General features: G+C 68.4%; 14 protein-coding genes and 1 pseudogene. 8 read left to right on the top strand and 7 right to left on the bottom strand.

The annotated features are described in order from the left end of the window. Positions 1-21: 21 nt before the first annotated feature. Positions 22-1,515: a sugar transferase gene (locus OG870_RS46730; protein ID WP_266928039.1), complete on the bottom strand. Its 1,494-nt coding sequence runs from the start codon at positions 1,513-1,515 to the stop codon at positions 22-24. 383 nt (positions 1,516-1,898) lie between these two features. Here OG870_RS46730 and OG870_RS46725 point away from each other — a divergent pair, with 383 nt between their 5' ends. The 4 genes from OG870_RS46725 (at position 1,899) to OG870_RS46710 (ending at position 6,327) form a co-directional block, all read left to right on the top strand. Continuing rightward, positions 1,899-3,059, top strand: a complete 1,161-nt coding sequence (locus OG870_RS46725; protein WP_266588185.1) for a glycosyltransferase family 4 protein — start codon at positions 1,899-1,901, stop codon at positions 3,057-3,059. Positions 3,060-3,134: 75 nt separating this feature from the next. Then, positions 3,135-4,466 (top strand): O-antigen ligase family protein, encoded by a 1,332-nt coding sequence (locus OG870_RS46720; RefSeq protein WP_266528431.1) that lies wholly within the window; start codon positions 3,135-3,137, stop codon positions 4,464-4,466. Then, complete coding sequence (locus OG870_RS46715) at positions 4,463-5,536, top strand: NAD-dependent epimerase/dehydratase family protein (RefSeq protein ID WP_266528428.1); 1,074 nt, start codon at positions 4,463-4,465, stop codon at positions 5,534-5,536. The genes OG870_RS46720 and OG870_RS46715 overlap by 4 nt, the downstream gene beginning before the upstream one ends. Continuing rightward, positions 5,533-6,327, top strand: coding sequence for a WecB/TagA/CpsF family glycosyltransferase (locus OG870_RS46710; protein ID WP_266588181.1), 795 nt, complete (start codon positions 5,533-5,535; stop codon positions 6,325-6,327). Before OG870_RS46715 ends, OG870_RS46710 begins: the two co-directional genes overlap by 4 nt. Before the next feature lie 270 nt (positions 6,328-6,597). Here the strand turns inward: OG870_RS46710 and OG870_RS46705 are convergent, their stop codons facing one another. After that, positions 6,598-7,527 (bottom strand): NADP-dependent oxidoreductase, encoded by a 930-nt coding sequence (locus tag OG870_RS46705; protein WP_266588179.1) that lies wholly within the window; start codon positions 7,525-7,527, stop codon positions 6,598-6,600. Positions 7,528-7,603: 76 nt separating this feature from the next. On the opposite strand from OG870_RS46705, the gene OG870_RS46700 reads away from it, so the two are divergent. Continuing rightward, entirely contained in the window at positions 7,604-7,984 is a 381-nt protein-coding gene (locus OG870_RS46700; RefSeq protein WP_266528419.1) for a winged helix-turn-helix transcriptional regulator, read from the top strand. Positions 7,985-8,242: 258 nt separating this feature from the next. Here OG870_RS46700 and OG870_RS46695 read toward each other — a convergent pair whose 3' ends face one another. The 4 genes from OG870_RS46695 to OG870_RS46680 all read right to left on the bottom strand — a co-directional run bounded on the left by OG870_RS46695 (position 8,243) and on the right by OG870_RS46680 (position 11,141). Then, positions 8,243-8,371: a hypothetical protein gene (locus OG870_RS46695; protein ID WP_266528416.1), complete on the bottom strand. Its 129-nt coding sequence runs from the start codon at positions 8,369-8,371 to the stop codon at positions 8,243-8,245. A 46-nt stretch (positions 8,372-8,417) separates the two neighbouring features. Next, positions 8,418-9,092 carry a DUF4232 domain-containing protein gene (locus OG870_RS46690; RefSeq protein ID WP_266928043.1) on the bottom strand — a complete coding sequence of 225 codons (675 nt, stop codon included), beginning with the start codon at positions 9,090-9,092 and terminating at the stop codon, positions 8,418-8,420. 759 nt (positions 9,093-9,851) lie between these two features. Beyond that, complete coding sequence (locus OG870_RS46685) at positions 9,852-10,532, bottom strand: class I SAM-dependent methyltransferase (protein ID WP_266528410.1); 681 nt, start codon at positions 10,530-10,532, stop codon at positions 9,852-9,854. Positions 10,533-10,841: 309 nt separating this feature from the next. After that, a complete protein-coding gene (locus tag OG870_RS46680) occupies positions 10,842-11,141 on the bottom strand; it encodes a hypothetical protein (protein ID WP_266588171.1) in 300 nt (99 codons plus the stop codon). A 42-nt stretch (positions 11,142-11,183) separates the two neighbouring features. Here OG870_RS46680 and OG870_RS46675 point away from each other — a divergent pair, with 42 nt between their 5' ends. From OG870_RS46675 to OG870_RS48370, 3 genes and pseudogenes are all read left to right on the top strand, one after another. After that, positions 11,184-11,348, top strand: coding sequence for a GNAT family N-acetyltransferase (locus tag OG870_RS46675; protein WP_266528401.1), 165 nt, complete (start codon positions 11,184-11,186; stop codon positions 11,346-11,348). A 223-nt stretch (positions 11,349-11,571) separates the two neighbouring features. Further along, positions 11,572-11,841 (top strand): SDR family oxidoreductase, encoded by a 270-nt coding sequence (locus OG870_RS46670; protein WP_266588170.1) that lies wholly within the window; start codon positions 11,572-11,574, stop codon positions 11,839-11,841. A 155-nt stretch (positions 11,842-11,996) separates the two neighbouring features. Then, positions 11,997-12,266: pseudogene (locus tag OG870_RS48370) on the top strand (IS110 family transposase); the annotation flags it as partial. Here OG870_RS48370 and OG870_RS46665 read toward each other — a convergent pair. Then, complete coding sequence (locus tag OG870_RS46665; protein WP_327692268.1) at positions 12,259-12,744, bottom strand: hypothetical protein; 486 nt, start codon at positions 12,742-12,744, stop codon at positions 12,259-12,261. The pseudogene OG870_RS48370 and the gene OG870_RS46665 overlap by 8 nt on opposite strands. Positions 12,745-12,843: the final 99 nt, after the last annotated feature.

The raw sequence follows: 12,843 nt of genomic DNA, 5'->3' as shown, positions 1-12,843 counted from the left end.
CGGCCGCCGGCGTATCAGCAGTCAGTAGGCACCGTTGCCCTCGACGACGGCCCGCAGTGTGCGGCGCAGGATGCCGAAGTCGACTGAGGGAGACCAGTTGTCGACGTAGCGCAGGTCCAGTGCGACGGTCTCGTCCCAGGACAGGTCGGAGCGCCCGCTGACCTGCCACAAACCGGTGAGCCCCGGCTTGACGCTCAGTCGTCGCAGCTCGACGTCGTTGTACCTCGCCACCTCCTCGGGCAGCGGCGGCCTCGGACCCACCAGGGACATGTGCCCCATCAGCACGTTGAACAGCTGGGGAAGCTCGTCCAGCGAGAAGCGGCGCAGCACCCGGCCCACGCGCGTGATCCGGGGATCGCTGCGGATCTTGAACATCAGCCCGTCGTGCTCGTTGGTCCGGGCAAGCCGGCTCTTCAACTGCTCGGCGTTGGCGACCATGGTGCGGAACTTCGCCAGGTTGAACTGGCGGCCGCCCTGGCCGACGCGGATCTGGCAGTGCAGGACCGCTCCCGGCGAATCCCACCGTACGGCGATCGCCAACGCGACGAATACGGGGGCCAACACCATCAGCAGCAACGCGGCGCCCACCCGGTCCGTCACCGCCTTCAGCAGCACGGCAGTGCCACGGCGCAGGGGCGGGGCCACGCGCAGCATCGTCACACCGGCCGCGGACGAAACCCTGACCCGGCGTTGCGTCACCTCGGTCAGACCGGGCACGACGACCAGCGGACGCCCGTCCTCGTGCACGGCCCAGGACAGCCGTCGCAGGCGCTCACCCGCCATGCTCGGCCCGCAGATGACGAGGACCAGGTCCACGTCCAGCCTTCGAGCCGCCGCCAGCGCCGGCAAGGCGTCACCGGACAGGTTCGCCGGGCCCTGCTCGTCCAGCCGTGCCGCGACCGGGGCCACCGGGTCGGGGTTGCCCTCGCCGATCGGGCATACCCCGACCACCACGAACTCGTGGTCGGTACGGCGCGCGAGTCGGCTCACCAGACCGTCGACAGCGGATGCCTCGCCGATCACCAGTGCCCGGCTGACGGCTCGTCCGTCACGGCGCCGGGCCAACAGGTGACGGTGCGTCAGCCCTTGACAGACCACGGTGCTCGGGAGGCACGCGACCAGGCCGGTCAACGCGAGAGGAAGGACGGAATCCTCATCGCTGACCGCTCGGAGCACGATCAGCAGCCCCAGCAGAATCAGCCAGTCCCGCAGCAGGAGGTCGGCATTGCCGCTCTCTCCCAGGTTGCGCCATGCGTACCGGGTGCGCGTGGCCCGCATGAGCACCCAGATCGAGGCCACCACGACCGCGTACCACACCGCGTGTGCTTCCCCTGCCAGTCGGAAGGCCGTGTACACCGGCACGGCCGAGCCCGCGGTGTCAACGGCCACCGCGGTCGGCAGATACCAGGCGGGCTTGTGGTGGCGTCTTCGTCTGGTGCGGGGCGAAGCCCGGTCGGGCTGCCTCCGTGTACGCCCTGTCAGCGGCACATGGGGGACGTCTTCCCGAATGGTCACGGTCATCTCCAACCGGCTCCAAGGATCACTGTGGGTCCGTGCACCTGTCCGCGGGATGAAGCCGACGAAGGGTATTCGTCATGATCAGGTCATCACTCGGGGTGCGGCAGGCTGGGGACGCAATCGAGTGTGTCCGACGTGTGCTCGATGGGTCGGGTCGCGACGCTCAACCGCGCGGAACTCTCACCCAATGAGCAGAACCGGTCAGAAACGCACCGTTCTTCGCCCAATGCGGTCCAGATGACGCCCGTCGCTGCGCCAGACGGGTGGGCTTACGGCACCGCCCTCCCCAAAGCACCGGCAGGGGTCGCCGGTTGCGCGAATTTAGCTCTTGCCCGTGGAGCGTGCGGGCTGCGGCTGACGACGACCAAGGGCGACCTGTCATGAAGATCGCGGTAGTACACAGCTTCTACACCGCCGGCAAGCCCAGCGGAGAGAACGCGCTCGTACGAGACCAGGTGCGTGCGCTGGGAGCGGCGGGCCACACGGTGGAGCTGTTCGCCGCCCACACCGATGAACTGGCACGGGATCCGCTCTACCCGCTGCGGGCAGCAGCGCGCGTGGCGTCCGGCCGGGGCAACAGCCCGCTCGCCCGGCTGCGTGAGTTCGCCCCCGACGTGGTGCATGTCCACAACCTCTTTCCCAACTTCGGGCGTTCCTGGGTGAGGCACTGGGTCGGCCCGCTCGTGGCGACCCTGCACAACTACCGGCCCATGTGCGCTGCGGCGACGCTCTACCGTGCGGGCGCCGTGTGCACCAGCTGCCCGGACGGCGACCCCTGGGCGGCCCTGCGATACGGCTGCTACCGCGGCTCCCGGGCCGCGACGCTGCCACTGGCGTGGGCCGGACGCCACGGCCCTGCTCGGGACCCGCTGCTGGCCCGCGCGGACCGGATCGTCGTGAACTCCGGGCTGTCCGAGCGGACGTACCGGCGTGCCGGTGTCCCGGCCGAGCGCCTGATGCTCGTACCCAATTTCGTCGACGCCCCCCAGTCCGACCAGACGCCGGGACACGACACGGGCCGTTGGCTCGTCGCCGGGCGCCTCTCGGCCGAGAAGGGCGTCCTGGAACTGCTGCGTCAGTGGCCGGCTCACGAACCGCTGGACGTCGTCGGCGGCGGCGAGCTCCTCGCCGACTGCAAGGCAGCCGCCCCTTCCTCGGTCCGCTTCCTCGGCCAACTCGACCGGGCCGAACTGTGCCGGCGGATGGCTTCCTGGCGCGGCCTGATCTTCCCCAGTCGCTGGTACGAGGTCCAGCCCTGCGTGCAGATCGAGGCTCTGGCGGCCGGGCTTCCGACCCTGGCGTTCGAGGGTTCGTCGGTGGCCGACTCGGTGCGGGAACACGGCACCGGCCTGGTCACGCAGTGGAGCAAGCCGCTCGCCCCGGTTGTGGCAGAGGCGGCCACCCGCTTCCCGTCGCTCCGCGACCACTGCCGACAGGTGTACGCCGACCACTTCACGGAGCGGTCCTGGATCACCCGCATTGCCAGGGCGTACGAGGAGGCGACACGCGTCGCAGGCAACCACGTCGAGGTGCCGACGTAGGAAGGGCGGCTCGGCGCGACGGCTTGGAAGGGCGAGTGATTCGTGGAAACGAGATGGCACAGGAACGAGATGGCCGTGGGCGCGAACATGGGCCGCCGTCCGCCCGGTGGGAAACCCGCCGGTGACCACCGGATGATCGCCGGAGTGGTGGCGGTCGCCGTTCTGCTCACCGGAGGCCGCTGGATTTCGCACATGCAGGCGGGGCCGCTCTACATCGGCGATGCCCTGCTGGGTGCGGCTTTCCTGTTGGCCATCTGGAAAAGCGCGCTCTCCGCCAAACGGCACGCTCGCCTCTACGGGCCGGGAATCCTGGTCGGACTGCTGCTGCTCCTGACGGGGTTCCGACTGCTCGCCGTGCGGGACGATGTGCACACTGCCGCCCGCGACGCAGCTCCCTTCGCCTATGCCGCCATCGCCTATCTGTCTGCGGGCAGCTACCAGAAGGTGAGTGATCGCGGCAGAGAGCGAACGGTCCGGTTGATCCACGGCGGGCTGCTGTTGCACCTGGGATGGATGGTGGTGGCGACACTCGCACCGGAATTCACCGCGACGCTGCCCGAGGTGGGCAGTACGCGCATCTTCGAGATCAGGACCGATTTCGACGTGGCGGTCCTCGGCGTGCTGGCAGGCATGTCGGTCCTGCGCTTCAGGCGAGGAAGGACCTGGCTTCACGCGTCGGTGGCAAGCGCCGCGCTCGTGACGGCTCTGGCACAGGTGAACAGAGCCGGCATCATCGCCTGTTGTGCCTGCGTGCTGCTGGCCGTCATGTTCCGGGCGGGCAGTAACGGCCGTCTCACCCTTCGCGCGGTACTGCTCGGAGCAGTCGCGGTCCTTGCCGTGCTCGTGGTGCTTCCGATGTCTCCGGCCGGCCAACGTCTCCTTGCGCTCAATGCGCCTGGGACAGCCTCTTCGGAACTCGTGGAAAACGCTCAGGGCACCAAGCGCGCACGGTTGATCGCGTGGGAGCGGGTCGTGACGTACACCCTGGACGATCCGGTGCGCTCGGCCGTCGGCGTGGGCTTCGGACCGGACTTTCTTCAACTGTCCAATGGCGACCTTCCCATCGGTCGCGGAATGGGGGTGCGTTCACCCCACAACTACCTGATCACCTCGTTTGCCCGACTGGGCTTCGTCGGCCTCACCATTGTCGTCGGCCTGCTGGTCACTCTTCTGACCGCGGCGGCCCGGACAATCCGCAGAGGACCGCCCGACGAACTGACGTCATTGTGTGTGCTGCTGGTGATCGCTCTTCTTGTCGTCGCCATGCTGGGCGTCATCCTCGAATCACCATTCGGCGCCGCTCCCTTCTACTGGGCGGCCGGAATCCTGCTCGCGGGCGAACGCTCGCGTCGGGCTCCAAGCCCTCGACAAGTCAAGGTCAACTCTCCTCAGGAGGCGATGGTATGAGTGTCGCGGTGGTCACCGGGTCGGCCGGTCTGATCGGGTCCCAGGCGGTACGGCACTTCGCCGACTTGGGACTCGACGTCGTCGGCATCGACAACGACATGCGCTCGCAGTTCTTCGGACCGGAGGCGTCGACCGCATGGAACGTGGAACGTCTGTCCGTGGACCTCGGCACGTCCTATGTGCACCATGACGTGGACATTCGCGACCGGGGCGCGCTGGCACCCCTGTTCCGGAGCTACGGCCGGGACATCGCGGTCGTCATCCACACAGCGGCGCAACCGTCCCACGACTGGGCGGCACGCGACCCGTTCCTGGATTTCGACATCAACGCCGCAGGAACGCTCAATGTGCTGCAGAACGTTCGTGAGCACTGCATCGAGGCCCCTCTGATCCACTGCTCCACCAACAAGGTGTACGGCGACCGCCCCAATTCCCTGCCGATGGTGGAGCAGGAGACGCGCTGGGAGATCGCCCCAGGGCACCGCTACGCCGCAGGCATCGGCGAGGACATGTCCATCGACGCCTGCCTGCACTCGGTCTTCGGCGCCTCGAAGGTGGCTGCGGACGTCATGGTCCAGGAGTACGGCCGCTATTTCGGACTCAGGACAGCCTGCTTCCGCGGCGGCACTCTCACCGGCCCGGGCCACTCCGCCACAGAACTGCACGGCTTCCTCGCCTACGTGATGCGCTGCGCCATGGAGCGGCGCACGTACAAACTCATCGGGTACAAAGGCAAGCAGGTGCGGGACGCCATCCACAGTCATGACGTGGTCACCGCGTTCGAAGCCTTCTTCCGCAACCCACGCAGCGGCGAGGTGTACAACCTGGGCGGTGGCCGGCACTCCAACGCCTCCAATCTCGAAGCAATCGCGCTGGCAGAGAAGATCTCCGGAAACGAGATGCTCGTCGAGCACGTCGACACTCCCCGGACCGGCGACCACGTCTGGTGGATCAGCTCCAACGCCCGTTTCGAGCAGCACTATCCGGAGTGGCAGTTGACGTACGACGTGCCAATGATCATGCATGAGACCTACGAGGCCAACGTGGACAGATGGATCCCCACCCGGTGAAGAGGAACGTTCTCGGAGTCCTCGTCGACGTCACAAGCTACGCCGGGGCGGTGGACGACGTGCTCGCCGCAGCCCGGGAACGTCGCCCGTTCGCCGTGACCGCCCTGGCCGTCCACGGCGTGATGACGGGCGTACTGGACCGCGAGCACGGCGCCCGCCTCAACTCCTTCGACCTGGTGACTCCTGACGGACAACCCGTGCGCTGGGCGCTGAACGTGCTGCACCGCGCAGCCCTCACCGACCGGGTGTGCGGCCCGACCTTGACCCAGCACGTCCTGCGCGCAGCGGCCGAAGAGGGCCTGTCGGTGTATTTGTACGGCTCGACCCAGCAGACGCTGGACCGCCTGATGTTGAACCTGCACAACACACTGCCGGCCCTGAAGATCGCCGGTCACGAAGCGTCCAAGTTCCGCGCCGCCCGCCCCGACGAGGACGCGGAACTTGCCGCCCGGATCACCGCATCCGGGGCACGGATCGTCCTGGTCGGACTGGGCTGCCCACGCCAGGAAGTCTTCGTGCACGCCATGCGTCCGCTGCTGCCGATGCCTCTGCTCGCGGTCGGTGCCGCGTTCGACTTCCACGCCGGAATCCTGCGCAGGCCACCCGTCTGGATGCAGAAGCACGGACTGGAGTGGCTGGGGCGGCTGGCGCTGGAACCGGGTCGGCTGTGGCGGCGGTACCTCCTTCTCAATCCGCACTACCTGGCACTACTTGCCGCGCAGTGGACCGGGCTGGCACGGAAAGACCCGCCGTCCCCCAAGATGGACAGACCGACTCCGTTTCCCCTCTGACCACCCCAACCACCACCCATACGGCCCGGCAGGAGCAATGCTCAGACCTGATAGCAAAGAGCAGTGCATGGTGATGGGTGGCCCCCACTCAAGACCTGGAGCCGGACTCCTCTCCACAGGCAGAGGGCCCTGTCACCGTGCATCTGCCGGAGTACGTCGCGCATCTCCACCACGACGCCATGATCGATCGTGACCTGAGCCGCGACGTGCAGTTTTCCCTTCGCTGGGGTCTCATTGGGGCCTCGCTCACACGAGGCCCCAATGACGGGATCAGACGGTGAGGACGAGCTTGCCCTGGAGGTGACCGCCGTCGAGTAGCCGGTGCGCGTCGGCGACGCGTTCGAACGGGAAGGTCTCCTGCACGTGGACCCGGAGTCTGCCCTGTTCGACGAGTTCGACGAGGCCTCGCAGGGCGACCGGGTCAGGGTCGACCCCGATGCCGCTGAAGCGCATGCCCGCCGCCGCGTACTTGGCGACGAGCTCCGCATCCTCCTCGGCCACCGCCGTCACCAAATGACCGCCGGGGCGGAGCACTTCGAGCGACCGCTCGACGGTGTCGCCACCGATCGTGTCGAGCACGACGTCGATGTCGCGGACCGCCTCGGTGAAGTCGACCGCCGTGTAGTCGATCACCTCGTCGGCGCCGAACCCCTCGACGAACTTCCGCTTGCTCCCGCCGGCGGTCGCGATCACGTGCGCGCCGAGCGCCTTCGCGATCTGGATCGCGACGTGGCCGACCCCGCCACCTCCGCCGTGGACCAGGACGCGGTCGCCCTCGCTCACGCCGCCGAGGTCGACGAGGCCCTGCCACGCCGTCAGCCCGACGATCGGCAGCGCCGCCGCCTCGACGTGCGAGAGCGAAGCCGGCTTGCGTGCCAGGTGCAACGCCGGCGCCGCCACGACCTCGGCGTACGCGCTCGCCGCCCGCGGGAACAACGGCATGCCGAACACCTCGTCGCCGGGCCTGAACCGCCACGTCTGCGGCGCCTGTTCGACCACACCGCTGATGTCCCAGCCGAGGACGAATGGTGGCCGACCGAGCAGCGGGAACTCGCCGGCGCGCAGGCGCGCCTCCAGCGGGTTCAGCCCGATCGCCTTGACTCGGACGAGAACCTCGGTCGGGAGGGGCCGGGGCTCGGGCGCGTCCACGATGGTGAGCACCTCGGGACCGCCGAGCGACTGCTGGGTGATGACTCGCATGACTCTCCTGGCTTGGGAAGGGGGGAGAGAACCCAGGCTAGGCTTCCGATAGGAACCAGCAGGTACCGTAGGCGCCATGAGCGGTTTCGGTCCCGGCGACTCCTTTCTCGCCGACTGTCCGGCGCGTCTGACGGTCGAGTTGATCGCCGACAAATGGACGGCGGTTGTGCTCTACGGCCTCAGCAAGGGCCCGGTGCGCCATGGCGAGCTGATCGAGCTGATCGGCGGCATCTCCCGCAAGGTGCTCACCCAGACACTCCGACGACTCGAGGCGCACGGACTCATCCGCCGCCACGCCTACGCCGAGGTGCCGCCCCGCGTCGAGTACGAACTCACCCCGCTCGGGGCGACGCTGATCGATCCGATCCACATGCTGACCGAGTGGGCGAGAGCGAACGGCGACGCAGTGCTCGATGCGCTCGACGCCGATCCCGAGCCGGTCACCCGTAACGACTGAAGCCACCGCCAGGGCACTGAGTCTCCTCTCGGCCGCTACTCGGAATCGGCCCGGCCGCGCTCGGTCTGCAAGCTCTCGATGCGTTCGACGATCTGCCCCATCGGGGTGGCGGTCGTCCTGGCCACGACCACGAGCGTCTCGATGCACACCGCCTGATGACCTGTGCCGGGGCCGCTGGAAAACTCCGCTCCAGCCAGGGATGACGCGCTGCGGGTTCCTGCACCTGGTGGGGGCAGGCGCCAGTCGGCGGCGGCCTCATCACCAGCGGCCTGAACTGGCGCGCTGGACCATGCTGACCATGGTGTTCCTCGGGGCGCTCATCGCGCTCGTCGCGGTGGCCCTGCTGCCCAAGGACGGCGCCAGCATCGTCTCGCTGGAACTGCTCAACCGGCCCACCGTCCGGGTACGGCATGAGCATTCCGGGACGTGCGGGTCAGCCGCCCTGGCCGGCGCTTCCGACCGGGCCGACCTTCACCGGGGAGCCGGAGCCGTCCGTGACGGGCAGCGTGGCGGCACCCGGCCAGTTGAGGGTGACCGACTTCGTCTCGTTCGGCGGGGTCACCACCAGCCCGGTGACACGGACACCGGAGCCGCCCGACTTGTTGAACGGGTAGTTGATGGGGAAGTACGTCGACTTCCCGTTCTTGAGGACGGCCGAGTCGGCCTGCTGGCCGGTGCGCCTCGCGGACAGCACCCCCGCGCTGGTCTTCAGGTCGACGCCCGCGTACCCGGAGAGGGTGCAGTCCCCGCCGCTGTGGTTGGTCAGCTCGACCACGACGGTGGCGTCGGGGTCGCCGTCGATGGTGTTGTTCTTCGCCGTGATCTCCAGCCCGTCGGTGCGGCACTTGCCGACCTTGGCGTGCGCGCCGGAGCCGGGCTTGGCAGCCGAACCCGTCCCGCCGGAACTGGCTGCGCCGGAGCCCGCCCCGGCGGAGTTCTTCGCGCCGCCCCCCGAACCGCCCGAGCCCGAACCACCGGCCGAGGACGACGCGCTGGACGGGGACGACGGGTCGCTCTGTTTCGTGCCGGCGTCGTCGTTCTGGCAGGCCGCGAGCGAGAGACCGGCGGCGACGGCCAGTGCAGCGGAGGTGAGCTTGTGAACGCGCATCGTTTCTTCCTCAGGATCGATGGGGGTACCGGCTGCTTTGTACGAGTCGGTACAGGCGGGCGGTTCGATCACTAGGAGCCTCCCGGCCGGGCGAGCCGTTGTGTCCAACTGCCGTCCAATACACCCCTGTTACACGGAGGTTCAGGCACAACTGCCACCACCACCGGGCAACGCCCCTCCCCCATCGCCCCTCCCGCACCCCGGCCGAGCCCCTCCCTTGCCGCCGTCCCGTGCGCAAAACCGGCCCCGACGCACTGCGCCGCCGACGGGCCGGGAGGGTGGTTCCCGTCACCGTTGCGCACCTGTACGCGGTCGCCGCCGGCTGGGACAGACCCGTAACCCGGCGAGTCTTGACCACAACCGGTGCAAGCCAAAAGGCGAAGCGACAACAGCGATAACAGCGATAACTCGACACGCTTCCCCACCCCGGTGGCCGAGCGGTGTCCAGACCCGGGCCGTGCGGGCGTCGCGGCCCCGGGCGGCGAGGACGGCGCCCGTACGGCGGGCCTCGTCCATCGCCTCCCGCAGCCCGGCCGTGATAGCGCGGACCGGCGCGGCCCCCAGCGGCACCCGCGCCGGTCCGGCAACGCCGCCCAGGTCCTCGTCATCCTCACGCACCACCCCACCGGGCTCTCCAGCGGCGACGCCCACCGGCGCGTACGTAACCTGTGCCGGCCAGCCGTCACCACCGCAGCCCGTTGTCAATGGAGCGGTCATCGAGCCTGCCCGGTTGCCGGGCCTACCGCGAGCCGAAGGACCTCAGCGCAGCCGACGCACGCGCAGCACCACGTCGTCGGTATGGTGCGCGCCCGCGCCACCGTCGGGTGCCACCCGTGGTCGCTGCTCGTCCACCTCCACCTCCCAGTCGTCGTTGAGCAGATCGGCGACCATCGAGGGCCAGACGTAGTCAGCCGGGTCGAAGCCGCCGTCGTGCGGGTGCTGAGTGTCCATCCCCGCGTGGTGAACCAGCAGCAGCACCCCACCAGGCGCGACGGCCGCGAGCAGCGCCCGCTCGGCCGCGGCGCCCGGGGTGCGCAGCAGCGCTGGGTACTGCGCGGAAACCAGATCGAAGGAGGCCGGCGGAAGCACCGCCTCGGTGAGTGCGGCGTGCACCCAGCGAACGGCGACGCCGGCGTCCCGCGCGTGCCCGGCCGCCCGCTCCAGCGCCACGCCCGAGACCTCGAGCGCGGTCACCTCCCAGCCGCTGCCCGCGAGCCAGACGGCATCCGCACCCTCGCCACAGCCGACGTCGAGCACCCGCCCTGGAGTGAGCCCGGCGACCTCGGCCACGAGCGCTCCGTTGGGCCGGCCGCTCCACAACTGGTGCCGGTCGGAGTACCGGCTGTCCCATTCCGCCCGCACCTCGGGGTCTCCTACATATCCGTCGGCAGGCAAGGGGAAGCCGGACGCGGGCGATCCCGCTGCGATGTCGTTGCTCATCCGCCAACCGTCGCCCACCGCGTCCCGGTCATGCCACTCCCGTTGCCGGTTCGGCAAACGGCGTCCAAAGCGCTGCTGGTAGTTCCGGCTATCAGAAGTTGCGCAATGCGGTGCTGTGCTACCGCCCGATGTCAGTCGTGACGGGCGAGCTTGACCGCGGAGACGAGCAGGATCCCGGCCAGCAGCGGAATCAGCACCAGGTTCGGGAACATCCCCAGAAGCAGGCCGCCCGGCACCGCGCCGGCGGCCTGCGGCCATGATCGTGGTGAAGCGGAATGTTGGCGCCGAGGACCGCGAAGCGTCTACTGGTCAGACGGGATCGGTGAACGAGATCGGCTTGCCGGTGGCGTGGGCATATGCGATCTCCCTGGTCGTGGACTCGCCGATATACCCGCCGGGGTTGACGACCAGAACCCGGTCAGCCAGGTCGATCTTGCGCAGGTGGAGGGCGTCCAGCGCGGTCTTCTGCTCGTTGGTGATCAACTCGTCTGCTTCGCCTGGCGCGACGACGATGACACCTGCGAAGGTCAGAGCACGGTTCGCCGCACGCATCTCGTCCACGAACCGGGTAGAGCCGCAGATGCACACAATCTCAGGTCGGTCGGGCACGGCTCAGTCCTTCGGTCGAACGGGAAACCGTCAGTGTGCACGTTGACATCACAGACAGGCACACGAGCGCTCGACGTGCACCGCATCGAGCGGTGGGCCATGGCCGGCAACACCGGCTCGTGTGCCGCCGCCGAGAAACTCGGCTTCACCGTCGAAAGGACACTGCGCAGTCGCAGCATCGCCGACGAAGGCAAACCGCACGGCTGATGGGTGGGCGGACTGCCGAGTCCCTGATGCTCGGGCCAATGCTTCGCTGGCTGCGTCCGCTCTTCTGACCGCCCCGGTCAGTGGCATCAGGAACATGGCCCATGTCGTTGATCGGCCACAGTGATGCCGCACGGCGAAAGAGCTGGCGGCGCACCGGCTTTGTCATGTTGATCCTTGCCGGTGGGACAGTGGCGGTCGGTCTGGGGGCGCGGGCGCCGGGGGTATGGATTGGCGGTTTCGGCGTTTTCTCGATGCCCGCGTTGTTCGGCATGGTCAATGGCATCTACGGCCGGGTGCTACTGACGGAGACGGGAATGCAATGGCTGCAACCCTCGATGAGTTCGGCGAGGCGATCGCGGCGTCGGCCCCACTAGGCCGGATCGGCCGCGACGACGACATGGCGGGTGTCGCCGTGTTCCTCGCCAGCCGGGCAGGCGCATACCTGACGGGCGCCGTGATCCCCGTCGACGGCGGCATCGCCACAACCGCGTAGGCCGCCTCAAGCGTGTTGCAGAAGGCCGTGATTTTGCAGGTCAAAGCCTGACCACGGCGCGTTCCGCGCCCGCGCCGCACATCCATTCACCCCTCGGAACAAGCACCAGGACACGTCGGCGACGCCATGCTGCGCGCCGCACCTCAAAGCACAGTGCTCCCGTAACCAGAGTTCGAGATCCTCGAACCGCGGTGAACAGCCCTCCCGATGCGGCAACAAACAGCTCAAGCGGGCCTTTCCCCTGTGCGCGTTGCCGACCTCGCCCACCCGGCATCGAAGGCCTACTACGACGAGAACGCCGCCAAAGGGCGAGCACCGCACCCAGGCCTTGCTCTGCTTCGCTCGCCATCGGGCCTACGTGCTCTTTGCGATGCTCCGCGACGGCACCCTTCTACGAACCGCAGCCGGCGTCCGTGATCAACTGACCGGCAGTTCAGCCAACAGAACGACTCGATCGGCTTCCACATCGAACCCGAGCACCGGATGACCGCAGTCGCCCTCCGGATCCATCAGCACCGGCTTGGCCAGCCGTCGCCCGATCGCCCGCAGGAAGCCGCAGAACACATCGAGTCTCTGCTGGCCCTGCAGCTCCCGCAGATCAACGTCGAAGTCGATCTCCTCCGCCGCATGGAAGCGGAAGATCGCCAGCACTTCGGCTGCCGGCCAGACTCGCAAGTTCGGGCACTCGGCATCAGCCGAGCGGGACAACACTGTTTCCGCCCGGGGCACCGGCATCACGACCTCACCCTCGGAGTACTGGCACTTCCAGCCGCTCGCGCTGATCAGGTCGAGGACCGCCTGCCAGTCCTCCACCGAGGGGCCAGGGACGCGTACGTCCGGCAGCGACCCCATCTCACCGACGTCGAAGAAGCCCTCGACGTCATCCCACAACAGATCAGACACCCCGTCATGTTGCCCGGCACCGAGCCCCAACGCAGCCCGATTTCCTTGACGAATCCGTCGGGGAACCCTCCGATCGTCCCGGAACTCATCGGCCAGGTT

This window comes from Streptomyces sp. NBC_00461, assembly GCF_036013935.1.
Classification (GTDB): Bacteria; Actinomycetota; Actinomycetes; order Streptomycetales; family Streptomycetaceae; genus Streptomyces.
This window is presented reverse-complemented; position numbering and strand designations above follow the sequence as displayed.